Genomic DNA, 18,577 nt, shown 5'->3' with positions numbered 1-18,577 from the left:
GCTATGGTTGGGGGTAAAATCTGCTCATTCATTGTTCAGTTCCCATGTACAGTGATTGACCCGGATCGGCTCCTACCGCTCCGGGTTGTTTTTTGCCTGCCGCTATTGCCGCGCCAGGTACGTGTTCAAAAACTTCTCGATGTCTTTCTCGGCCGCTTCTGGCCAGTCACCCAGCTTCATCAAGAGCGTGCGCGTCTCTTGCAACCACTTGATCTGCATCGCAGCAGATGTGGCCTTGTCGTAGGCAGCGCCCTGGTCTAGCTTGTGGTGGCAACCGCGAATCCCTACGTCATCGGCGCACAACGGCACCAGCAAGGCGTCCGAGACCTTCAGCCCTTTGCCCTTGCCCAACGCCAGCAGATTCAAGTGCGCGGCCTGAGAGCACCCCCAGCGGCCGCAACAGATGCATGGCAAGCGTGCGACGTTCTGCCGGTGCTTGAGGCTGCGGAAAACAGGCTCAGGCTTACGACGATGTTGCAGATCCACCCCAAGTGCCTTGGCAATACGCTGTGCCAGCCCAGGCGCTTTCTGTGCTGCCGGCTTGGCATTCCAGGCGCTACGCTTCATCGGCGTCTTCTGGCGGGGCATGGGAGTACGGCGCATCATTGATCCGCCCCCATGTATGCCGCATACGGTCGGCGCACGCGGTCGTGGAATTTCTTGGCCGCTACAGGGTTGTGGTCCAGCTCAGCGCGGCTGGAAACGCCGCATTGATCTCGGACCCACTGAGCGGCCTGTTCCGGCGTGTGTGTGCCGGAGAAGCGCAGAAAGCTTTCCTGCTGGCAGAACATACCGGACAGCCTGGCCAAGTCTCCACCTATCCGCCGGCCGTGCGCAGGGACAAAACGCGTCATTTGTCGCTGCCCTTTGCAACGGCACGCATGACATTGCGTTCCATGCGATGACTCATGACACGGACTTCGCGCAACTTGGGCACAAGAATGTCCGCCTCGTGTTGCTCGATTTTGCTATCTGCCGTTGTCAGCGCCGTTGCCGCAGCGACTTCACCCATCACCGCGGCAAGCTCCAAGAACTTCTCTTGGAGAGCCTTGGCTTCGCAAACCCAGCCACCTGCGGGCGCGGGCGGCACATCGTCAACATGCAAACCCTCTTGTGCGCACAGTGATAAAAGCCACGTGTTTGCCTGCGGCCGAGCATCCGCATCAATGCGCACATACTCAGCCAGCAGCAGCGCCAACTCGATGTCCAGTGTGTCTTCACCACGAAGCTTTCTTGCCAACGATTGAGGATGCATAGCCCGATCTCGGCGCGTGGCCAGGAACGTAGCTGCTGCGTTAACCCCACCATCCGTAGCGCGGACAGCGTTGTACAAAGCATCGCGCCAGTGCGTGTTCGTGTAGTGGCATGTCATTACGTTTTTTTCCATCAAATTTCAGCGTATCGCTGGCTCCCCCAGCACTGCACAATCTCTACATTGGTCGGCAACTACCCATTCCAGGGGCCGACTAATGCGGCCATACTCATTGCCGCTACTACTGCGAGGACTACATGACCAAAACCGAACAGCTACTGCGTGAAGCTGCAGCTATCGCCGCTACCGTGATTCCTAACCCCTCCGAAGAAGCGGTCCTCAGCGTGTTCCATCGGCTGTGCTGCGAAGCTGAAGACCGCGAAGAACTGGCCCAGGAATCCACCCCCTGCACCACCGAACACACGCTGCACTGATCTAGACGTCTGTCGGGCCGATGGGAATGCGGTGGTCTTCTTCCTGCTTTTCCTTTGTGGGCATTTGCCTCTCCTTGTGTATGTGGGTGGCTGGCTCCAATCGGATAAGATTTAGATTCCGCTCAAAAACCTTTTTCTAAAAGGAACCAGCCGTGACTGAAAAGAAAACCCAAGTCCAGCAAAGCGCCGAAGACATCGAGACCCTTGAAATACTTGTCCCCGCTCTCGTTGAAACGATTAACGGACTCGGCCCTGAGATATCAAATCTGCTGCGCGCCCAAATCAACGCTAAGCTACAAACCCGGATTGCCTACCAAGCGGCCTTCCCAGAGAACCAAAACATGATTCCTGCGATACGCGAAGGGCTTCGGCGGCTGCTTCCTGAGCAGCTTCAGCCTGAAGAATGACCGGGTGATCCGGCCCAAGCTGCGCTTTTGCTTCTGCCAAACTGTTTGAAGCAGATGGCTTCAAGCTTGACCGGACCGGCAAATCAGCAATTCGCTTGGTCATCTCTTCCTGAAAATCCATAAATGCCCTGAGCTTCATGGATTGGGCGGCTTCTTTCTCCGCCGCCCACCGCTCCAACGCAGGACGAATCAGGAACAGCACAAAACGGGAGTAGAGGCTACGCATGGGGGTTCTCCTGGTGGATGGTTGGGGCGTTAAGGTCAGGCCAGATGAGCCAGTAGTCGTTGGGACGCAACGCTTGGCGCCCGACCTTTCCAAGAGTCATCCGCTCGATAGGCAAACAATGCTCGATAGGCACCTTTCTGCCCGGCAACTTCCATTGCCAGACCGCAGCCTTGGTGACCTCAAGCCGCTGAGCCAGTTTTGCCGCTGAGCCAATCAAGCGGGAAGCAGTATCAATAGGATGTTCCATGCCCAAAAGTCTAGATTTTCTGTACCTTAAAGTCAAGGTTTTCTAGACCTCTCGGGTTTAGATATTCTTTACACTCAAAGCTATGAGCATAGGAAACTGGATAAAAAAGGTCCGCGCCGCAGCTGGCATCACTCAAACTGAGTTGGGTGACAGGCTTGGGCGCACCAAAGCAAACATCTCGGCTTGGGAGAACGACGCCCACGAGCCGAGCTACGCTCATGTTCTTGCCATTGCAGCGCTTGTGGACTGGCAGCTTCCCCCGCCAGGCCTACCGAACCTTGAGCATGAGGCACCAGCCAGGACGTCGAGAATAGATGCTGCGCGCGCAGTACTGGCTTCCATTCAAGCTGGCGATGAATACGCGGCAAATGACCCTGGCTTCGTCGAAATCCGACGTACAGCCGTGCGTGTGTCTGCTGGCGTTCGTGGGTTCACTACTGATATTGTCGGCAGCGAGTTCAACGGGTCGATCTACCTGCCTCGGGCTGTGATCGAAAAGAACCGCTACTCAGTGGCTGCACTTGTGGCGACTAGCGTTGGAGGGCGCAGCATGGAGCCTCGCATCAAAGAGACTGACGTGCTATTGATGAATACTGCCGACACTCGCCAGATAAAGGGCGAGGTCTATGGGTTCAATCATTCAGGGGAGTTCGTAGTAAAACGGTTGGCATATCGTTTGAAACGCTGGTACCTTGACTCTGACAACCCCGAGTTCACACCAGTCATGGCAGATGAAAATACGTTCATCGTGGGCCGTATGGTGAGTATGGTTTCAAACAAAATCTGATAAGGAAGACGTATGATTCGTCCGCTTTATGTCGCCTACCTCATGTTCGGAGTTGTCGCTGCTGTCGGTGCGGCATCCTTGGTTCCAGGTGCAGAACAGGCGAGCGTATGCGCTGCGTGGCACAAGGCCTCGGACGTTCGACTAGCAGCTGCTGAAAACGGCTTGGTTCCCGACGCCATCAGAGGGTGCAGTCCCTCCGAGTAAGAGGTGCCTCGTAAGGAGGAGCTGTTTGTAACAACCCATTGTTATTCAAGACGATATTGGTAGAATGACTGCATGAGCACTATCTATCGCGCGCTTTTTAATGCCATTCTCAAGGAGTCATCCTCCGTTGAGCAGTCGCGTGACGCCATTAAAAAAGCGGTTGAAAACATAGAGTCCAGGCATCAGGCTATCGACGAAAAAATCAAAAAGGCCAAAAAAGATGCAAAACGCGGAGCCAGGCTCACAAACCACAGATTTTCTATTTGACTTTCTGTACGTTGACAAGATTAGGGTCTCGTCGTGGTTTGCTCAGCTGTTCAATGATGGCGTGCTCACAAGCCTGAAAAACTCAACAAGCACCACCGAAAGTACAGTGGCTCGCGTTGAAGGGGGGATTCCAGCGGTCGCCAAGGCCGGCGCGTCCATTAATGGCGCTCTGACAGAGCAGCAGGAGCATTCCTACAACACCGAGTGGAGCCTTCCGCTGACGCTGCTGGACGCGCTTGATGAGAGAGGCTTCATACATAGAGATGCCCAACGGGCTTCAGTCGGTTCGTTGGTACTGGTTAGCGGCGACATGCAACTAACAGACGTTGGGATGCTACAGCGGATATGGGATCCTTCCATAAAAATCATGCTGCAGGAACAAAAGGTAACGCACCAAAATAAAGCGTCTTTGGCTGCGCTGAAAAGTCAATTCGCCGGTTTTGGTGACGCAATCCGAGCCATGCCGCCAGAGCCACAAGTGCATCTCAGGGATGCCGATGGAAATGCCTACTGGGCATCCCTTCGCCCCGAGCACATGATCGTAAACGCAACAACCCTCGCGCTTGCTCACGGGCCATTTTTGGCCGGCACTTGGTACGCACTAGCTGTGCTGGATGCACGACCAAGCCTGCATGACACAGACAGTATGCAATCCATAAACACAGGTGAGCTGGGCGAAACGATGAAAGAAGTTCTAAAGCTGGTAAGGCGGCTTGTCGGTCGGGATGAGGTGTCGTCTGCGATCACTCCAATAATGATTTTCCGCAAAACAACAGCAGAGGAAGCTTGATTTGCTTTTGGATGCCCATTCCCAAGCAGTAAAAAAACAGCCCCTCACGGGGCTTTTTTGTTGTCACACTAGCGTACAGGCGGCCACCAAGGGTGCCCCAATCCCCTTCCTCCTACCTAACAGCCACCCAAACCGCCACGAATAACACCACGACAGCAACAACCGCACCAATTTGTCCCCAGGCCGCATTCTCTCGCTCTTGCTCCGCAACAGCGGCCAACGCACGTTCAGTTTCCTCCATGGTCGCTGACGCCAGAGCCTGGATCTCCTCTGTGTACAACACAGAAAACGATTCTCGGTCTGCTTCCGGCAAAGTCGAAATAAATTCGTCAACCACATCCTGGGCATCAATTCCAGCCCGGTGTGTATTCCCTCCCGCCCTGGCAGCAAGCCGTACTTGGTTTGAAAACCACTCTGCTTTCTCTCTTGCGATCGGCCTGAGCCGCTGTTTTTGCTCAATATTCATACAAACCTGCATGTTGTGCATGCTACTAATTACAATTTTTCGGGCAGTTTTCCCCGCCCCCTAACAAAGCCACCGCAAGACACAACAGAAGCAAGCGTTGCCTTCTTCATCTCAGATTCTACTGACGCCTTGATTGTCTGAATATTACCGGGCATATCGTTTCGTTTCCATAGAGACAGATAAGTCAGTCTAGGCTGTTTCGCAACCGCTAAAGCACTGAACGGTTCAGTCTGCATCTGTCTGGCCCTCTCCTTCCGGCCCAGTCCTTCATAAGCAGTTTTGGCATGCCCGCATACCTGAAAAGCCCTCCCCAAAATACAAGTACAGTTTTTCTTGACATTAAAGGTACAGAATTTCTATACTTAACCCAACGCATCACACCCCGCCTAGCCCAACGGGCAGCAACGCTGAAGCGCCAGGCCTTTGCCGACCTGCTCTTTAAAAATCCGATTTGCCGATGTTGCTCGCCCCGCCTGTGGGGTGTTCGTCCGGCTCAATCGCACCTGCGGGCATGGCCGCAGCTCTGCGCGGATGTCCCGTCCGTATCCAGTCCGCCAAAGCGCGGTACACGGCAAACAGGGTGAGGCGAAGACGGCCAAGACAAGAAACGGTTATGCCAGTTGGAATCCTGGCAAAGCCTGCGCCAAGCCATCGTTACACCGGCTGGCGCAGGCCGTATCTAAATCTCCGCTCATGTTGAGCGCTGGGATTTTCATGCGAGGAAACATGTTTCTGACTGACGAAACCTACCGTTCTGTAATCGTTGCCGCCATACAAGCTCAAGGAATAGCGGCTGATCCGAAGTCAATCATCGAAGCAACGGTCAACGCACTGATCCGCGCTGACCGCTGCATCAGAAGTGGCTCTGAACTTACTTCTGCAACTCAGACACCAGGTGCCGATAGAACGTAGCGACATATGCTGCATCCATCTGCCCACGTCTTGAATTCGTCTCCTCTGACGATCCAGTCGTGATTAGCGGACCTACAGTTTTCAAAGATCCACTGTCGGCCAGCTTATACAAAAGGCTCTGCGCGACGTGTTCAGCCGCATCTTTTCCTAGTGCCATTTTCTTTCCTTGCCAAGTTGTAAACGGAATTTCCAACTTAGCACGGAAGGTGACAGCCGGGAATAGACCGGCATTTATCCAGCGCCGCATTCAATCGAGTGCGGCGCTGGATAAAGGAGATCAAGCATGCGTGATGTTAAGGAGTACGCAAAAAGGCTGCGCCAGACGCCGCCAGTGCCTTGCAGCCTCTCTGTTGGCGACACGGTCACGTTCACCAACGAGGCTGGGCTTTCGTTTGAAGGGATGAAGATCATCGGGTTTGCTGATGATGATTCATTCCATGGCCGATTTATTCACTTCGTTGGCCCCGTCCACCCCGGCGCTTACTGGTTTCCGTGCCGGCCGGATGAGCTGTCACGCACCGCTATCGCTAAGGCAACAGGAAAACATCAATGACTGAAAAGAAGCCACAGATCATCATCTACAAGGAGTCCCTGGCTCAAAGCCTCATTTCAGACCTCGCTACCTTCGGCCTGATTCTGCTGTGTATATGGGTCAGTCAAGGTAGCGCCTGGTGGACGCTGGTGACGGGCTGCATGTTTCTATTCTTTGTGGTCATGCGAGCGCTACAGGTATCCAAGAGCGACGCATGCTTGCGGTTCTACTCATTGGATGACATGCAGGAATGGCTGAGCAGGCAGCAACAGGAGCTGCGCAATGACCACTGAGACAGTGCTGACCGACGCTCAAATATTCGATTGCTTCGACCGAGAGTGCGCGGAAATGGTGATCAATTTTGATGCCGACGAACTTTATCCAGTGGGCCGCGCCATCGAGCGCGCCGTACTGCAATCCCCTGAAGTTCAGCGGATGCGGGAAGAAGCAGCAATGTATCGCTGGGTGCGCTCGAACTGGGGCCGGATATCGGATATTTACCTCGAAAACTCCGGGCTTGTGCTCAAGGTCGAGATCGACGCCGAGAACGGATGGCATGTTGATGCTGACAGCTTGGATGCCGCAATTAAGGCGGCAATGGGGGAGAAGGAATGAGCAAGGTAACGATGCCAGAGCCAGTAGCGGTTGTCGTGTCTGATTTTGCCATCTTCTGGGCTGTAACTGGGCCTGTTGCACCGCTGATAGAGCGAAATGGCGTGAGGGTTGGCAGTCTGCTGATTACCACCGATCAAGCCGAAGCATACGCCACCGCCAAGGTGCGCGAGGCGCTGGAAGAGGCGGCCCAGGCATGCGAGGCACGCATCGGCACTCATGCTCCAGGCATGACGCCAGAGGATGTCGAAGATTGCGACGAAGAGGCTCGGCTTTGCGCTGGCGCCGTTCGTTCCCTGATCCCCAAAGAATAGACCCCGACACACCCGGCCCAGGCCGGGCCGCCTGGGGGAATACAGGTGGTGGATTTCCGGCTGTCGGCTGGCCGAACCTGGGAACAGAACGAGACGGAAAACGATATTGATCGGGCGGCCAGCAGTCGGGGCTGCTACACCCTTCGGCCAGACGAGGGGCATCAAGAGTGGCGGATAGTCCAGGCCAACACGTCCTGGGGTGATCTGAAGATGGCTTGCCATCTAGGCTATCCGCCACTCTTGATGGCAGCAGTAAGCGCAGGCGAGGCGCTCAAGTGCGGGAAAAGCCCCTGATGCGATTTCAGGGATCGTAGGCGAAAGCCGAATCTGCTGGTGACGGCGGAACGGTCAGACCCGTTTGATGCTGGTGAATCGACACCCCCAACCCGTTTACGGGCGGTCGTAAAACTTAGGCTGGTTTGAGTCCAGTCCATGCCGGGGTCGCATCCGGTGCCATCAGCCACGGAGAACCGATTGCCCGCGCCGGAGTTCAGGCATAGGGAAATCAGACGTCATGTCGTGGCAAATCGTCCGGGCCGAGCGCCGGAGCTGGAACCGTAACCAGCACCTATACACCGTGAGAGAGAGGCCGAAACCCAGCAATCCCGCTGGCAGTGCCGAGGTTTTATCGCGGAGGCTGGGTAGCAACGACCAGAACGCGATAGACGGCTGGCCCACGAAACGGGCTTCCCTCAACAGTCACCAGGAACCTGAATGCGCAATCTGAACGAGGATGCGCCGCCTAAGCGCGCCTTCTTGAAATACCTCGGCGGAAAATGGGCCATAGCGCCCTGGGTGATCGCCCACCTGCCTCCACATCGCGTCTATGTCGAACCCTTTGGCGGCGGTGCCGGCGTACTACTGCGCAAGCAACGCAGCCGCATCGAGGTTTACAACGACCTGGATGAAGAAATCGTCAGCATGTTCCGCGTGGTACAGAACCCGCAGCTTTGCCAGCAACTCATGCGCGTCTTGAACCGAACCCCGTACTCGCGTCGAGAATTTGAACTGGCTTTCACGCACAGCAATGATCCGATTGTCCGCGCCCAGCGGGCGATTGTGCGAGCCTACCAAGGCTTCCATCATGGCTCAATGTTTGATCCGAAGAAACGGACCTTTGCCAATGCCAAGCATCGCGGCAAACCATCGTCTCCTGCCAGCAGCTGGGCCAACTACCCACGTAGCCTGGTTTCGATTTCTCGGCGCCTGCACGGCGTCATCATCGAATGCCAGCCAGCGGCAAAGGTCATCAGCGCTCAGGATGAACCCGACACCCTGTTTTTCGTGGACCCGCCTTACCTGCCATCCACACGGACGGCAGTTGGATATCGGCACGAAATGTCAGAAGCCGATCATCGGGCATTGCTGGAACAGTTGTTGAACGTCCAGGGCATGGTGGTTATCGCTGGCTACCCCTCCGAACTGTACGACAGCACCCTACGGGGCTGGCAACGCGTCGAGCGCCCCCACCATGCCGCAGGAAGCAAGCGGCTGCGAACAGAAGTGCTCTGGATATCACCCAATGCTGCTGATGCCGCGCAATACCCCCTCGCTGCCTAACTGCAGACACCTGCTGCCGTAGCGCAGCTGCCGGGACGAGAGTAACCCGGCACCAAATAAAGACCCGTTGCCTGGGCGGCTCCCCGTGGAGAGAACCAGGATGCGTAGGCCGGTAGAGCGCAGCGACTACCCATCACCGGCAGCTAGGGCGCCTCGTTTGTCCTACCTAGGTTCCGATTTCATTTCCTCGGAGCGTGACCTAGCCGACTTGCCCACGTCACAGGCCTTCACTTTCCGGGCCGCCAGGCCGCAGCACTCCCCTATATCCCCCTCGCATGCCATGCCCGGATATTCCGGGCCGGAGTGCTGCGCCCTGGGGGCATCTATTACTGGAGCAATACTCATGCAAGCACAACACAGCCCCCGCCCCCCTCTTTCCTGCCGCGTGTCAGTCAAGACAGCCGATGGGAAACACTATCGCTACACCGCCCTACACAGCAGCACGGTCAGTGCAGCCATTGCAGCGTTCGATCAGTTCGGTGGCGATAGCAAAATACGGGTCAGCGCCAGATGATCGCCAGACTTCGCCGGTTCATCAGCAACTACCGCCTCTATCGACGCACCTACCCCGCACCAGTTGCGCGGGATATGGCACGCAAAACTCTTTGACGCAGGACCACATACCGCATGGCATCAGTCAACAAAGTCATCATCGTCGGCAATCTCAGCCGCGATCCCGAAGTCCGCTATAGCGCCGACGGCGTGGCCATTTGCAATGTATCCGTGGCCACGACCTCACAATGGAAGGACAAGACCAGCGGCGAAAGCAAGGAAGAAACCGAATGGCACCGCGTGGTTTTCTACGGCCGCCTGGCTGAAATCGCCGGTGAGTATCTGAAAAAGGGCCGCTCGATCTACCTGGAAGGCCGCTTGAAAACGCGCAAGTGGACCGACAAAGAAAACATCGAGCGATTCACCACGGAAATCGTGGCCGACCAGATGCAGATGCTAGGCGGGCGCAATGAAGGCGGCGACCAGGCAGATCGACCCGCTACACAGGCGCGTCAGCAGCGCCCCGCGGCTCAGGACAGTGATTACGCGAAGCAGAGCGGCGGCACCACACGCGCGCCGGCGGCGAGTCTGGCAGATATGGATGACGACTCGATCCCATTCTGACAAGGAGGATTCATGCAGCAGATACAGCAACGGTGCGTCGAAGCGTATCGACAGCACCAAAACCTCAAGGTGGCCGCCCAGCATGTCGGAATCCCTTGGCAGACCGTCTATGCGCACCTTCGCAGCGCCGGTGAGCCAGTTACCGGGAACAAGGCAGTGTATGGGTCGGACAAGGACAAACTGGCGGCCGCCGGAGAAAGTCTTTTCGCTCTCATGGTGCCGTTTTCTGAAAACCAGAATGCCAAGAAATTCCAAAGCAAGATCGACTTTCTTGTCCGCGGCTATGGCGTCGATGTGAAAACCTCGACGCCACGGATTGGGCATAAAGGGCAGTCGGTTGAGCGTTGGGCGTTCTCCATGAAGAAGCAAGAAATGACTGCCGACTTCGTGGCCTGCCTGTGCATGAACAAAGACCGCACGCTGAACAAGTGCTTGCTGATCCCCGGCGAAATAATCCGGCACTACCAGAGCATTTCCGTGTCCGTTCGAGGCGGCACGAAGTGGCATGACTATGAAGTCGGCGCCGAAGAACTGGCGCAATTCTTCAACTCCCTGCCTAGCAGGACCTAAGCGCCTCTAGCCCGATTCCGGGCAAATCTCCCGACAAGGAAAACCATGAGCACCATCCAGTTTGACCTAGGCGGCGGGGCTTCTATTGCCCTGCCTGCCGATATCGTGGCCCAGCGCCTGATTGAAAACATCCGCGCCGGCACGGCGCCGCAGCCCGCAGCCAAGCGCCCGCGCCTTGGCGAATACCTTGAAGGCCAGGGCGGCATCTACGCCGGCGAGATCCTTGGCGACGACGGCACGACCTATGGCCTGGTAATCGCTGAGCCGCAGGATGTTGGCAAAGCCCGCTGGGCGCCGGACGGCGAACGCGATCTGAGCGAGTGGGACGGCCTGACGAACACCAGCCGCCTGCGCAACGAATGCCCCGCGGCGAAGCTGGCCAGCGACTACGAGGCTGATGGCCATGCCGATTTCTACCTGCCGTCGCGCCGCGAAATGATGGTCGCGCTGGCGAACGTGCCGCACCTGTTCGGCAAAGACAGCTGGTACTGGACCAGCACCCCACACAGCGAAGACTACGCCTGGGCGGTCGGTTTCGAGAGCGGCGGCGTGGACGCCACCAACCGTTTCTACGAGTTCCGCGTCCGCCCCTTCCGCAGATTGCCCATTTAACCATTCACCCATTCTGCAGCATCACAACGGCATAGGAGCCACGCAATGACCACCAACACCATTCCGGCCATCGGCCAAGCCTGGCCCGAGCAGGGCGGCGTCTATTTGGGGCAGCGCCTGATCGGCGGCGTACCGCATCACATCATCGTGTCGCCCAGCATCGAGAACGATATCAAGGGCGTGGCATTCGCCAACGTCAACCAGGCCGTCGCTGATGCCGGCGAAATCAACGGCCACAGTGACTGGCGCGCGCCGGAGCAAGAAGACCTGATGCTGGCCTATGTGATCGCACCGGATCTGTTCGTGCGCAAGGGCTGGGAAAGCATCTACTGGTCGCGCTCTGAGCATCACGACTGGCCCTGGGCGGTCGTTTTCGAGAACGGCGACGTGGGCAACGGCAGCCGTAACAACGAGTTCCGCGTCCGCCCCTTCAGGAGCATCAAGGTTGATTGAAGAATGGCGCCCCATTGATTTATTTCCCGGCTATCTCGTCAGCAATATGGGTCGCGTTCGCTCAGGGAGTGGGCGCATCAAGTCCGCTGACAGCGATCGAAAAGGCTATCTCCGGGTAAAGCTCTGGAGTCACGGGAGGCCGAAGAATCTCAAGGTACACCGTCTGGTTCACGCCGCCTTCAATGGGCAGATTCCCGATGGAATGGTTGTTCGTCACTGCAATGGAATTAATACCGACAACCGCGCAGAAAACCTGGTCGTCGGGACTTATGCGGAAAACGAGTCGGACAAGAACCGGCACGGCACCGCCCTCAAGGGTGAGCGCCACCCGATGAGCAGGCTAACCGAAGACGACGTATTGGCCATAAGGTCGCGCTACGTAAAGGGCTGCCCACGCAACGGCACAACGGGCCTTGCGCGTGACTTCGGAGTGACGGCCAAAACAATCTGGAACATCGTCAGTCGCCGCTACTGGTCGCATACCCCCTGACCATCAACAGCTATCTGGGCTTGCTCCGGCACGCAGACGGCTATCACGACAGATCAACCATTGCCCGCGCCGCCAGGATGCGAGGCCATTCCATTGCCTGGGACGCATCCAAGGCTTACCGAAAAGGAAACCGCCATGTGGCTCAAGAACCTGAAACTGTATCGCCTGAATCGCAACTTCGACCTGACGGCAGCGGCGCTGAGTGACGCGCTGGCTCAGCATGCATTCCATCCCGGCACGACCGGCGCGCAGACGCTGGGCTGGCACCCGGTGCGCGAGAACGGCGCGTATGCCCATGCCGTGGGCGATCACATCCTGCTGCGCCTACGCTCCGAATCCAAGCTGTTGCCGAGCAAGGTTGTCGCTCAGGTGGCGAAAGAACGCGCCGCCGACTTCGAAGCCCAGCAAGGCTACAAGCCAGGCCGCAAGCAGATGAAGGAATTGAAGGAGCGGATTTACGACGAGCTGCTGCCACGCGCTTTCGCCGTGCAGCGCGACACGTTCGTATGGATCGACCGTGCTGGCCGCTGGCTGGGCATCGACGCGTCGAGCAGCGCCCGGGCGGATGAAGTGCTGGGCCTGCTGGCCAAGTCCTTGAGCCCGCTCCCGGTTGAGCCGCTGTATGTCGAGCAATCGCCCGGCGCCGCGATGACGTCCTGGCTGGCCGAAGACGAAGCGCCGTCCGGATTCACGATTGACCAGGACACGCGCCTGGAGTCAGCGGGCGATGGCCGCGCGAAGGTCAGCTACCAGCAGTTGGCGCCCGAGCCCGAGGAACTGCGCCGGCACATCGCGCAGGGCAGGCAGTGCTCGCGCCTGACTCTGACGTGGCAGGACCACGTGTCGTTCGTGCTCACCGACGATTTCGGCATCCGCCGAATCAAGCCGCTGGATGTGCTGGCCGAGAACACGACAGCAAACAACGACGTTTTCAGCGACGACGAGCGCGCAGACAGTGACTTTGCTCTCTTCGGCGGCGAAATGTCCCGGCTGATCGCTGACCTGATCGCGGCGCTGGGCGGGGAGAAAACCAATGCCTGACATTCAAGTTGGCGTTTCCCTGTGGCTGAAGGTGCCTCCCTGGGAAATCGCACGCCGGCATCCAGCCGGCCGCTTCTACACCGTCGATGTGGTAGCCGACAAAGCCGCCACGCCCGAACAGATCGCCGACGCTATTAAGCACCGGCTTGCGGAATTTGAGGACCGCGATGAATCGACAGCAGCGACGAGCCGCAGCCCGCAGCCCACGAAGCGCCCCGCCACAACGGATTAACGCTGCCAGGGCATGGGGCAAGCTTCGCTACACCATGTCGGCAAACCAGCACGATCCCGTAACGATCGAGCAGGTGAACGACTTCAACACATTTATCGAGCGCGGCATAAATGCCCTGCAGTTCGGCCAGATGGAAGAACAGGACTACCTCAATCTGATCCGCCTGCCAATTTATGGCGCCTGCCTGATCAACCAGTTGAGCCGCTTCGACGCAGCCGGCCAGATCGCAGCAGCAGAGGCGGACATGCATATCGCATCCGAAGCACTCACTGCCATCGGCCAGCGCTGGACAGATACCGGCAACTTTGTCGCCCGCGCCGATGAATTGGCCGCGCTGCGCCAGGCGCTCTATCTGACAACCGATATTTTGAGGCTGGCCAACAATTCGCACGCAATGCGCGCCGCGAACGAAACCGGCAGGATCATCGCCGCGCAGGAACTAAAGATGCGCCGGCAAGCGAGGAAATTATGAGTAAGCGCAGCAAGGAAAAACGCCAGAAGCCGGGCCGGGACTACCCGGCTCCGTGGGAGAAATCATGACTGACCGTGAATTGTTGGAGCTGGCCGCAAAGGCGGCTGGCGTGGAAATTGAGTTCCTTCCTGCGGCCACCAAGAACAAGGGATCGAGTCTGAAGAAATTCGAGGTCACCGCTTGGAGTGGGCCGTTTGTTGCAGGAACGGGCGGCGAAGATCCCTGGGACCCGCTCAGCGACGACGGTGACGCTCTGCGGCTGGCTGTGAAGCTGCGTATGTCAATCCACTACGAAACACAGCGATTCGATAGGCAGGACGTGGAAATCGTCGAAGTGCACCATTCCCACGATGCCGACCTTGGGAGCTGCCAGTGCGTCGCCATGGCTGCAGGGGAAGATGCCGGGGCCGCTACTCGTCGCGCAATCACCCGTGCCGCCGCTGAAATTGGGAGAGGCTACCGTGATTGATATTTCAAGGCTGAAAGATTGGCCAATTCAGTTCAGGGTGCTTGCTGCGCTCTACGTCTCCGAAGGATGGAATGCTACCGGAGAAAACCTACGAACATCAAGACGAACCGTGGACAGACGGCGGTCCCTTATGTGCCGCGCACGCGCTGCGGTTGTGCACGACAGAACCCTGAACGGAGAAGTACGGATATGAGCATCGACACCAAGAATCTGCGCCAGGCGGCCGCGTCCGTCCGGGCCTTTCTCAAGCCGGAATATGGGCGGGAGATTGCCGCTGCGGCAGATCACATCGACGTCCAGGCGGCTGAGATAGCGGCGCTGCGCCAGCCGTGGAAGCGGATTGAAACAGCACCGAAGGACGGCAAAACGATCCTGATCGGATATTTCAACTCTCTAGGAAATTGGCGCACGCTGCGCGGACAGTGGATGAGCGAGGAGTACATCGCCGAATACTGGGACGATCCGGATGGCGTAGAGCCCGGCTGGTTTGAAACTTCCGTTGAAGCCGATGACCCGCCGAACTGCTGGCGCATATGTGAGCCGACACACTGGATGCCGCTGCCAGCGCCGCCTGCCGCCCTATCGGGAGAATCCAATGGCTGACAAGTACGAAGCACTGCGGGCGGCGCTGGCAGCAGGGCCGACACCGGGGCCGTGGAAAGCCTCCCAAACAGGAATGCGCATCGAAGATGCCGAAGGTAGGTTGATGTACGAGGCGGAATGGAGGCCCGCGGAGTCTCGAAAAGCCAACGCCGCCCACATCGCCGCCTGCGACCCCGAAACCATCAGCGCACTGCTGGCAGAGCGGGACGCCCTGGTTGACACGGCCAATGATCAAGCTCGGGCCAATGACCTGCTTTCAGAGCGAGAGGCGGGGCTCCTTGCTCAACATGAACGGGACAGCGCTACGTTGCGCAGATACGCCCAGCAGCGAGACGATCTGCGCAAGGAGCGTGATGCGCTGCGCGACGCTCTTCAGGCAATGGTCGATGACTTCGACGGCTGCTATGCAGAGAATGAACCGGCCATGATTCAGGCCCGTGCCGCCCTGGCCCAACACCAAGGAGAGGAGCATGGATAAGGCCACGGCACCCATCTGCTCGCTCAGCTACGAGCAGTCCGAAGACGGCACATGGAGGGCTGCTCTTATTGTCAGCGGCCTTGCGTCAGAGCGTGCGGCTCGGGCCGCAATGGATCACATGCAACGACTGTTTTGCGGGGACGTAGTGCGCACCCAGGACGCCAGCCATGAGTAGGCCAGCCGTCCTAGATCCCTGCTGCGGAAGCCGAATGATGTGGTTCGACCCGGCAGATCAGCGCTGCCTGTTCGGTGACCTGCGCGACGAGTCGCTGACAGTAACCGACCGCACGCACCGGCAGGACGGAACCCGCAGTGTCCATATCCATCCTGACGTGCGCTTCGATTTCCGTGCCATGCCATTTGCAGATGAATCGTTCTACCTGGTGGCGTTCGATCCGCCGCACCTTGTACGCGCCGGGCCAAGAAGCTGGATGGCAGCAAAGTACGGCAAGCTGGGCAATGACTGGCGCGAGGATATGCGCCAAGCCTTCTTGGAGTGCTTTCGAGTCCTCAAGCCCCACGGCGTCCTGATTTTCAAATGGAACGAAACGCAGGTGCCGCTGGCGGAAATCCTGGCATGCACACCCGAGAGGCCTCTTTTTGGGCAGCGCATGGGCAGGTAGAACAAGACGCACTGGATGACGTTTATGAAGAGCACCAGGCACGCAGATGTGGAGGTTTAACTATCGCGCTTAGCGGCAAGGTCATCCAAGATTTTGTGCAAAGCACGGCGAGCATCTTCTTTCGTGCCATTCGCGACGACATTATTAAAACCATCGTCAAGGGCGATCTCTTTCCCGGACTCCGTCTTTATTTCAATAAATGATCCGTGCCATACGGAACTATCGAGGATGTCGCCGACGATGCTGACGGTAGCAGAAAGACTGCCAGATGATAGGTGAAAGGTGTCATTTTTCATGTTTTCCCCAAGGTGAGGAACTAAGCGTATGCGATCCAACATAAGCAAAATGTCAAGGATTGGAAGCGAGACTCCTATGAATGAGCTCCTGCCACCGCTGGGTGCATTCCTGCGACCGGTAGGCCTTCTCCGATACGAATGAGTGATGCAGCTGTTCGATCCCGCAGAGGACAAAAACCTGGATTTCCCTGCGATCGAATACGAACGCTGGGGCATTCGCGGTGGCCAGCCGTTTGATGACGGAAATGTTCGACGCGGCAGCTTTATCGACCTGCTGCCGGCCATGGTTGCGGGCGTCTGGCGACCGGCCGTGCATACCGGAGAAGCGCCGGCCTGGCTGGGCCATCGTCGTGGTGACGAAGGCTCACGCTGGTGCCAGCCATCGCGCCAGCTGGTCGAAACATATTACCGCCTGGTCCCCCATGACGATGCCGGGCAAATGGAGCTTTTCCAATGACACAGAAAAACGAAGACCGTGGCGAACAAGCCGCAGCTCACGCTGCGCCGCTACTCAACGTAATCGGCGCGTCCGCCTTCTTGCGCGCTGTCGGCAACACCAACCGCTTGATGGCCCTCGCCATCCTTTCAGATAACGACGAGCTGTCGGTGGGCCAGTTACTGCAGCACCTCAATTTGAGCCAATCGGCGCTGTCGCAACATCTTGCCCTATTGCGCAAACACGGCCTGGTGACCTACCGACGCCAGGCGCAGACGCTTTATTACCGAATTGCTGACACGCGTGTGACTGCTCTGCTGGCCGCATTGCGTGCCCTTCAGGAGCATGAATAATGACACTGACAACAGAAATGATCCGTGCGGGCCAGGCAGCCGCCCCGCAACTGAGCGCCGTGGAAATTGCCACCGTGTGGCGTGCAATATGTGCTGCGGCCCCTGTTGCAGCGCACCCAACCGACGACGAGCTGGTCGCGGATATGGTGTCCCGTGGGTGGAAATACATGGATACGGATGAGCGGTCCGACATCATCGCGTTTGCGCGGTCGCTGCTGAACCGGTACGCCCCTGTTGCCGCCCTGGCCCAACACCAAGGGAAGAAGCATGACGCAGAACAATGACCTAACCCGAGACGAGCAGCGCCTCGCCCTTTGGGAAGCCATTCAGGCTATCAAGATTGGGCGACTGGACGACGACAAACTGATCTTGACCAACCTTCATGCGGCTGGCTTTGTTGTTGCTCGTGCGGACACTGTTGCAGCGCAGGCGCAGCCCGATTCGCGGGCGGCAGATGAAATCGTTAGCGGTCTATACCGAAAATTCAAGGAATGGAGCAAGCGAGGGTTCGGGCCTGATGACGTGACGTGGTGCGAGGTTCGCGCCGCTGTCATGGACCTGATGGCCGTTCAGCGGCAGAAACCTGTAAGCGGCGCTGATGGGTTGCCCGAAGAGGAAACATGCCAGGAATGCCAGGGGAACGGCGAAATCGTCACTGACTGGGAGTGGTACAAACACCCGCGCCCTGGCGATGTAGGCGACGAAGCCGTCACCGTGTGCCCTGATTGCGATGGTACAGGGAAGGTCGTGGGGAAGGCCCAGCCCCAACCATCCGGCAATACCGATATAGGGCATGACGCGCTGCGATGCGCGGTGGGAAACTGCAAATTTAATGGCGCTGTTGCGCAGCACGCGCCGGGTTGCCCGAATGCACACGCCGCCACGGCCAGCAAGGCTCTGGATCGCGTCCAAGCATCCGGGAATGCCGGAGGGGGGCAAGACCGACGATCAACTTGGCGGGTTGCTGGCGGCGATCCGGAACTATGGCAGCTGGAAGTACGCCGAGGCCAAGGGCCGCACGGAACCTGACCTGTCAGACGTTCGCGCAGCATGGGACGAGGTGTACGAGAAGGTGCAAACACTCGCCGCACTCGCGCAGCAGGCCAGCGCCGGTATCTGCAATTCAGATAAACGCCAGATACCCGAATCTCAGCTACGGGCCAGTGGGCTGGATAAGGACAACATCGACGCCGCCCGCGCTGCAGCAAAGGAGCAATGATGGACTGGATTTTCTTCTCCCTTGGCGCCGTGACGGCCGGGCTATTCGGGTTCGTCGCCGGGGCAATTTTCGGCGTCACGCGCCCCCAAAACGAGAAACACGAT

The 18,577-nt window shown here is 57.9% G+C and carries 32 protein-coding genes; 25 read left to right on the top strand and 7 right to left on the bottom strand.

What is annotated here, in order from left to right:
- Positions 1 to 102 precede the first annotated feature (102 nt).
- Positions 103 to 606 carry a hypothetical protein gene (locus ACNA1V_RS04300; protein WP_415832340.1) on the bottom strand — a complete coding sequence of 168 codons (504 nt, stop codon included), beginning with the start codon at positions 604 to 606 and terminating at the stop codon, positions 103 to 105.
- 244 nt (positions 607 to 850) lie between these two features.
- On the bottom strand, positions 851 to 1,387 hold the full coding sequence (locus ACNA1V_RS04295) for a hypothetical protein (protein ID WP_415832339.1): 537 nt from the start codon (positions 1,385 to 1,387) through the stop codon (positions 851 to 853).
- 122 nt (positions 1,388 to 1,509) lie between these two features.
- On the opposite strand from ACNA1V_RS04295, the gene ACNA1V_RS04290 reads away from it, so the two are divergent.
- Positions 1,510 to 1,686 carry a hypothetical protein gene (locus ACNA1V_RS04290; protein WP_415832338.1) on the top strand — a complete coding sequence of 59 codons (177 nt, stop codon included), beginning with the start codon at positions 1,510 to 1,512 and terminating at the stop codon, positions 1,684 to 1,686.
- A 288-nt stretch (positions 1,687 to 1,974) separates the two neighbouring features.
- Here the strand turns inward: ACNA1V_RS04290 and ACNA1V_RS04285 are convergent, their stop codons facing one another.
- Both ACNA1V_RS04285 and ACNA1V_RS04280 read right to left on the bottom strand, forming a co-directional pair.
- A complete protein-coding gene (locus tag ACNA1V_RS04285) occupies positions 1,975 to 2,319 on the bottom strand; it encodes a hypothetical protein (protein ID WP_415832337.1) in 345 nt (114 codons plus the stop codon).
- Positions 2,312 to 2,566, bottom strand: a complete 255-nt coding sequence (locus ACNA1V_RS04280) for a transcriptional regulator (protein WP_415832336.1) — start codon at positions 2,564 to 2,566, stop codon at positions 2,312 to 2,314. The genes ACNA1V_RS04285 and ACNA1V_RS04280 overlap by 8 nt, the downstream gene beginning before the upstream one ends.
- 82 nt (positions 2,567 to 2,648) lie before the next feature.
- On the opposite strand from ACNA1V_RS04280, the gene ACNA1V_RS04275 reads away from it, so the two are divergent.
- From ACNA1V_RS04275 to ACNA1V_RS04265, 3 genes are all read left to right on the top strand, one after another.
- Positions 2,649 to 3,353, top strand: a complete 705-nt coding sequence (locus tag ACNA1V_RS04275; RefSeq protein ID WP_415832335.1) for a S24 family peptidase — start codon at positions 2,649 to 2,651, stop codon at positions 3,351 to 3,353.
- A gap of 276 nt (positions 3,354 to 3,629) precedes the next feature.
- The gene (locus ACNA1V_RS04270) at positions 3,630 to 3,824 is read left to right on the top strand and encodes a hypothetical protein (RefSeq protein ID WP_415832334.1); all 195 of its coding nucleotides are present in this window, start codon (positions 3,630 to 3,632) and stop codon (positions 3,822 to 3,824) included.
- Positions 3,778 to 4,614: a DUF6414 family protein gene (locus ACNA1V_RS04265; RefSeq protein WP_415832333.1), complete on the top strand. Its 837-nt coding sequence runs from the start codon at positions 3,778 to 3,780 to the stop codon at positions 4,612 to 4,614. Before ACNA1V_RS04270 ends, ACNA1V_RS04265 begins: the two co-directional genes overlap by 47 nt.
- 112 nt (positions 4,615 to 4,726) lie before the next feature.
- On the opposite strand, the gene ACNA1V_RS04260 is transcribed toward ACNA1V_RS04265, so the two are convergent.
- Entirely contained in the window at positions 4,727 to 5,080 is a 354-nt protein-coding gene (locus tag ACNA1V_RS04260; protein ID WP_415832332.1) for a hypothetical protein, read from the bottom strand.
- 1,195 nt (positions 5,081 to 6,275) lie between these two features.
- On the opposite strand from ACNA1V_RS04260, the gene ACNA1V_RS04255 reads away from it, so the two are divergent.
- From ACNA1V_RS04255 to ACNA1V_RS04175, 17 genes are all read left to right on the top strand, one after another.
- Complete coding sequence (locus ACNA1V_RS04255) at positions 6,276 to 6,545, top strand: hypothetical protein (protein ID WP_415832331.1); 270 nt, start codon at positions 6,276 to 6,278, stop codon at positions 6,543 to 6,545.
- Complete coding sequence (locus ACNA1V_RS04250) at positions 6,542 to 6,817, top strand: hypothetical protein (protein WP_415832330.1); 276 nt, start codon at positions 6,542 to 6,544, stop codon at positions 6,815 to 6,817. The genes ACNA1V_RS04255 and ACNA1V_RS04250 overlap by 4 nt, the downstream gene beginning before the upstream one ends.
- Entirely contained in the window at positions 6,807 to 7,139 is a 333-nt protein-coding gene (locus ACNA1V_RS04245) for a hypothetical protein (RefSeq protein WP_415832329.1), read from the top strand. Before ACNA1V_RS04250 ends, ACNA1V_RS04245 begins: the two co-directional genes overlap by 11 nt.
- Entirely contained in the window at positions 7,136 to 7,450 is a 315-nt protein-coding gene (locus ACNA1V_RS04240; RefSeq protein ID WP_415832328.1) for a hypothetical protein, read from the top strand. The genes ACNA1V_RS04245 and ACNA1V_RS04240 overlap by 4 nt, the downstream gene beginning before the upstream one ends.
- Before the next feature lie 714 nt (positions 7,451 to 8,164).
- A complete protein-coding gene (locus ACNA1V_RS04235; protein WP_415832327.1) occupies positions 8,165 to 9,010 on the top strand; it encodes a DNA adenine methylase in 846 nt (281 codons plus the stop codon).
- Between the two features lie 627 nt (positions 9,011 to 9,637).
- On the top strand, positions 9,638 to 10,126 hold the full coding sequence (gene ssb, locus ACNA1V_RS04230; RefSeq protein ID WP_415832326.1) for a single-stranded DNA-binding protein: 489 nt from the start codon (positions 9,638 to 9,640) through the stop codon (positions 10,124 to 10,126).
- 12 nt (positions 10,127 to 10,138) lie between these two features.
- On the top strand, positions 10,139 to 10,696 hold the full coding sequence (locus ACNA1V_RS04225; RefSeq protein ID WP_415832325.1) for a hypothetical protein: 558 nt from the start codon (positions 10,139 to 10,141) through the stop codon (positions 10,694 to 10,696).
- A gap of 45 nt (positions 10,697 to 10,741) precedes the next feature.
- Complete coding sequence (locus ACNA1V_RS04220) at positions 10,742 to 11,308, top strand: Lcl C-terminal domain-containing protein (RefSeq protein ID WP_415832324.1); 567 nt, start codon at positions 10,742 to 10,744, stop codon at positions 11,306 to 11,308.
- 45 nt (positions 11,309 to 11,353) lie between these two features.
- Positions 11,354 to 11,761 carry an Lcl domain-containing protein gene (locus tag ACNA1V_RS04215; protein WP_415832323.1) on the top strand — a complete coding sequence of 136 codons (408 nt, stop codon included), beginning with the start codon at positions 11,354 to 11,356 and terminating at the stop codon, positions 11,759 to 11,761.
- The gene (locus ACNA1V_RS04210) at positions 11,754 to 12,251 is read left to right on the top strand and encodes an NUMOD4 motif-containing HNH endonuclease (RefSeq protein WP_415832322.1); all 498 of its coding nucleotides are present in this window, start codon (positions 11,754 to 11,756) and stop codon (positions 12,249 to 12,251) included. The genes ACNA1V_RS04215 and ACNA1V_RS04210 overlap by 8 nt, the downstream gene beginning before the upstream one ends.
- A 135-nt stretch (positions 12,252 to 12,386) precedes the next feature.
- The gene (locus tag ACNA1V_RS04205; protein ID WP_415832321.1) at positions 12,387 to 13,292 is read left to right on the top strand and encodes a recombination-associated protein RdgC; all 906 of its coding nucleotides are present in this window, start codon (positions 12,387 to 12,389) and stop codon (positions 13,290 to 13,292) included.
- Complete coding sequence (locus ACNA1V_RS04200) at positions 13,285 to 13,524, top strand: hypothetical protein (protein ID WP_415832320.1); 240 nt, start codon at positions 13,285 to 13,287, stop codon at positions 13,522 to 13,524. The genes ACNA1V_RS04205 and ACNA1V_RS04200 overlap by 8 nt, the downstream gene beginning before the upstream one ends.
- Positions 13,525 to 13,558: 34 nt before the next feature.
- On the top strand, positions 13,559 to 13,996 hold the full coding sequence (locus ACNA1V_RS04195; protein ID WP_415832319.1) for a hypothetical protein: 438 nt from the start codon (positions 13,559 to 13,561) through the stop codon (positions 13,994 to 13,996).
- Between the two features lie 64 nt (positions 13,997 to 14,060).
- Positions 14,061 to 14,465, top strand: a complete 405-nt coding sequence (locus tag ACNA1V_RS04190; protein ID WP_415832318.1) for a hypothetical protein — start codon at positions 14,061 to 14,063, stop codon at positions 14,463 to 14,465.
- Positions 14,466 to 14,654: 189 nt separating this feature from the next.
- Entirely contained in the window at positions 14,655 to 15,068 is a 414-nt protein-coding gene (locus ACNA1V_RS04185; RefSeq protein WP_415832317.1) for a DUF551 domain-containing protein, read from the top strand.
- Positions 15,061 to 15,546 (top strand): hypothetical protein, encoded by a 486-nt coding sequence (locus ACNA1V_RS04180; RefSeq protein ID WP_415832316.1) that lies wholly within the window; start codon positions 15,061 to 15,063, stop codon positions 15,544 to 15,546. The genes ACNA1V_RS04185 and ACNA1V_RS04180 overlap by 8 nt, the downstream gene beginning before the upstream one ends.
- A 212-nt stretch (positions 15,547 to 15,758) precedes the next feature.
- Positions 15,759 to 16,169, top strand: a complete 411-nt coding sequence (locus tag ACNA1V_RS04175; protein ID WP_415832421.1) for a class I SAM-dependent methyltransferase — start codon at positions 15,759 to 15,761, stop codon at positions 16,167 to 16,169.
- Between the two features lie 56 nt (positions 16,170 to 16,225).
- Here ACNA1V_RS04175 and ACNA1V_RS04170 read toward each other — a convergent pair whose 3' ends face one another.
- Positions 16,226 to 16,465, bottom strand: coding sequence for a hypothetical protein (locus ACNA1V_RS04170; protein ID WP_415832315.1), 240 nt, complete (start codon positions 16,463 to 16,465; stop codon positions 16,226 to 16,228).
- Positions 16,466 to 16,610: 145 nt separating this feature from the next.
- Here ACNA1V_RS04170 and ACNA1V_RS04165 point away from each other — a divergent pair, with 145 nt between their 5' ends.
- Genes ACNA1V_RS04165 through ACNA1V_RS04155 form a run of 3 tightly spaced genes read left to right on the top strand, consistent with a single transcriptional unit; the run spans position 16,611 to position 17,538 of the window.
- The gene (locus tag ACNA1V_RS04165) at positions 16,611 to 16,922 is read left to right on the top strand and encodes a hypothetical protein (RefSeq protein WP_415832314.1); all 312 of its coding nucleotides are present in this window, start codon (positions 16,611 to 16,613) and stop codon (positions 16,920 to 16,922) included.
- Positions 16,919 to 17,254 carry an ArsR/SmtB family transcription factor gene (locus tag ACNA1V_RS04160; protein WP_415832313.1) on the top strand — a complete coding sequence of 112 codons (336 nt, stop codon included), beginning with the start codon at positions 16,919 to 16,921 and terminating at the stop codon, positions 17,252 to 17,254. Before ACNA1V_RS04165 ends, ACNA1V_RS04160 begins: the two co-directional genes overlap by 4 nt.
- Complete coding sequence (locus tag ACNA1V_RS04155) at positions 17,254 to 17,538, top strand: hypothetical protein (protein WP_415832312.1); 285 nt, start codon at positions 17,254 to 17,256, stop codon at positions 17,536 to 17,538. Before ACNA1V_RS04160 ends, ACNA1V_RS04155 begins: the two co-directional genes overlap by 1 nt.
- A gap of 187 nt (positions 17,539 to 17,725) precedes the next feature.
- Here the strand turns inward: ACNA1V_RS04155 and ACNA1V_RS04150 are convergent, their stop codons facing one another.
- Positions 17,726 to 18,106 (bottom strand): hypothetical protein, encoded by a 381-nt coding sequence (locus ACNA1V_RS04150; protein ID WP_415832311.1) that lies wholly within the window; start codon positions 18,104 to 18,106, stop codon positions 17,726 to 17,728.
- Between ACNA1V_RS04150 and ACNA1V_RS04145 the strand changes: the two genes are divergently transcribed.
- Entirely contained in the window at positions 18,087 to 18,473 is a 387-nt protein-coding gene (locus tag ACNA1V_RS04145) for a hypothetical protein (RefSeq protein ID WP_415832310.1), read from the top strand. The genes ACNA1V_RS04150 and ACNA1V_RS04145 overlap by 20 nt on opposite strands.
- The last annotated feature ends 104 nt before the right edge of the window (positions 18,474 to 18,577 follow it).

This window comes from Kerstersia similis, from assembly GCF_965139615.1.
GTDB lineage: Bacteria > Pseudomonadota > Gammaproteobacteria > Burkholderiales > Burkholderiaceae_B > Kerstersia > Kerstersia similis.
This window is presented reverse-complemented; position numbering and strand designations above follow the sequence as displayed.

Excerpts from the sequence above, each read along its gene's own strand:
- ACNA1V_RS04300 (WP_415832340.1), bottom strand. The coding sequence starts at position 606 with ATGATGCGCCGTACTCCCATGCCCCGCCAGAAGACGCCGATGAAGCGT.
- ACNA1V_RS04295 (WP_415832339.1), bottom strand. The coding sequence starts at position 1,387 with ATGGAAAAAAACGTAATGACATGCCACTACACGAACACGCACTGGCGC.
- ACNA1V_RS04290 (WP_415832338.1), top strand. The coding sequence starts at position 1,510 with ATGACCAAAACCGAACAGCTACTGCGTGAAGCTGCAGCTATCGCCGCT.
- ACNA1V_RS04285 (WP_415832337.1), bottom strand. The coding sequence starts at position 2,319 with ATGCGTAGCCTCTACTCCCGTTTTGTGCTGTTCCTGATTCGTCCTGCG.
- ACNA1V_RS04280 (WP_415832336.1), bottom strand. The coding sequence starts at position 2,566 with ATGGAACATCCTATTGATACTGCTTCCCGCTTGATTGGCTCAGCGGCA.
- ACNA1V_RS04275 (WP_415832335.1), top strand. The coding sequence starts at position 2,649 with ATGAGCATAGGAAACTGGATAAAAAAGGTCCGCGCCGCAGCTGGCATC.
- ACNA1V_RS04270 (WP_415832334.1), top strand. The coding sequence starts at position 3,630 with ATGAGCACTATCTATCGCGCGCTTTTTAATGCCATTCTCAAGGAGTCA.
- ACNA1V_RS04265 (WP_415832333.1), top strand. The coding sequence starts at position 3,778 with ATGCAAAACGCGGAGCCAGGCTCACAAACCACAGATTTTCTATTTGAC.
- ACNA1V_RS04260 (WP_415832332.1), bottom strand. The coding sequence starts at position 5,080 with ATGAATATTGAGCAAAAACAGCGGCTCAGGCCGATCGCAAGAGAGAAA.
- ACNA1V_RS04255 (WP_415832331.1), top strand. The coding sequence starts at position 6,276 with ATGCGTGATGTTAAGGAGTACGCAAAAAGGCTGCGCCAGACGCCGCCA.
- ACNA1V_RS04250 (WP_415832330.1), top strand. The coding sequence starts at position 6,542 with ATGACTGAAAAGAAGCCACAGATCATCATCTACAAGGAGTCCCTGGCT.
- ACNA1V_RS04245 (WP_415832329.1), top strand. The coding sequence starts at position 6,807 with ATGACCACTGAGACAGTGCTGACCGACGCTCAAATATTCGATTGCTTC.
- ACNA1V_RS04240 (WP_415832328.1), top strand. The coding sequence starts at position 7,136 with ATGAGCAAGGTAACGATGCCAGAGCCAGTAGCGGTTGTCGTGTCTGAT.
- ACNA1V_RS04235 (WP_415832327.1), top strand. The coding sequence starts at position 8,165 with ATGCGCAATCTGAACGAGGATGCGCCGCCTAAGCGCGCCTTCTTGAAA.
- ssb (WP_415832326.1), top strand. The coding sequence starts at position 9,638 with ATGGCATCAGTCAACAAAGTCATCATCGTCGGCAATCTCAGCCGCGAT.
- ACNA1V_RS04225 (WP_415832325.1), top strand. The coding sequence starts at position 10,139 with ATGCAGCAGATACAGCAACGGTGCGTCGAAGCGTATCGACAGCACCAA.
- ACNA1V_RS04220 (WP_415832324.1), top strand. The coding sequence starts at position 10,742 with ATGAGCACCATCCAGTTTGACCTAGGCGGCGGGGCTTCTATTGCCCTG.
- ACNA1V_RS04215 (WP_415832323.1), top strand. The coding sequence starts at position 11,354 with ATGACCACCAACACCATTCCGGCCATCGGCCAAGCCTGGCCCGAGCAG.
- ACNA1V_RS04205 (WP_415832321.1), top strand. The coding sequence starts at position 12,387 with ATGTGGCTCAAGAACCTGAAACTGTATCGCCTGAATCGCAACTTCGAC.
- ACNA1V_RS04200 (WP_415832320.1), top strand. The coding sequence starts at position 13,285 with ATGCCTGACATTCAAGTTGGCGTTTCCCTGTGGCTGAAGGTGCCTCCC.
- ACNA1V_RS04195 (WP_415832319.1), top strand. The coding sequence starts at position 13,559 with ATGTCGGCAAACCAGCACGATCCCGTAACGATCGAGCAGGTGAACGAC.
- ACNA1V_RS04190 (WP_415832318.1), top strand. The coding sequence starts at position 14,061 with ATGACTGACCGTGAATTGTTGGAGCTGGCCGCAAAGGCGGCTGGCGTG.
- ACNA1V_RS04185 (WP_415832317.1), top strand. The coding sequence starts at position 14,655 with ATGAGCATCGACACCAAGAATCTGCGCCAGGCGGCCGCGTCCGTCCGG.
- ACNA1V_RS04180 (WP_415832316.1), top strand. The coding sequence starts at position 15,061 with ATGGCTGACAAGTACGAAGCACTGCGGGCGGCGCTGGCAGCAGGGCCG.
- ACNA1V_RS04175 (WP_415832421.1), top strand. The coding sequence starts at position 15,759 with ATGTGGTTCGACCCGGCAGATCAGCGCTGCCTGTTCGGTGACCTGCGC.
- ACNA1V_RS04170 (WP_415832315.1), bottom strand. The coding sequence starts at position 16,465 with ATGAAAAATGACACCTTTCACCTATCATCTGGCAGTCTTTCTGCTACC.
- ACNA1V_RS04165 (WP_415832314.1), top strand. The coding sequence starts at position 16,611 with ATGCAGCTGTTCGATCCCGCAGAGGACAAAAACCTGGATTTCCCTGCG.
- ACNA1V_RS04160 (WP_415832313.1), top strand. The coding sequence starts at position 16,919 with ATGACACAGAAAAACGAAGACCGTGGCGAACAAGCCGCAGCTCACGCT.
- ACNA1V_RS04155 (WP_415832312.1), top strand. The coding sequence starts at position 17,254 with ATGACACTGACAACAGAAATGATCCGTGCGGGCCAGGCAGCCGCCCCG.
- ACNA1V_RS04145 (WP_415832310.1), top strand. The coding sequence starts at position 18,087 with ATGGCGCTGTTGCGCAGCACGCGCCGGGTTGCCCGAATGCACACGCCG.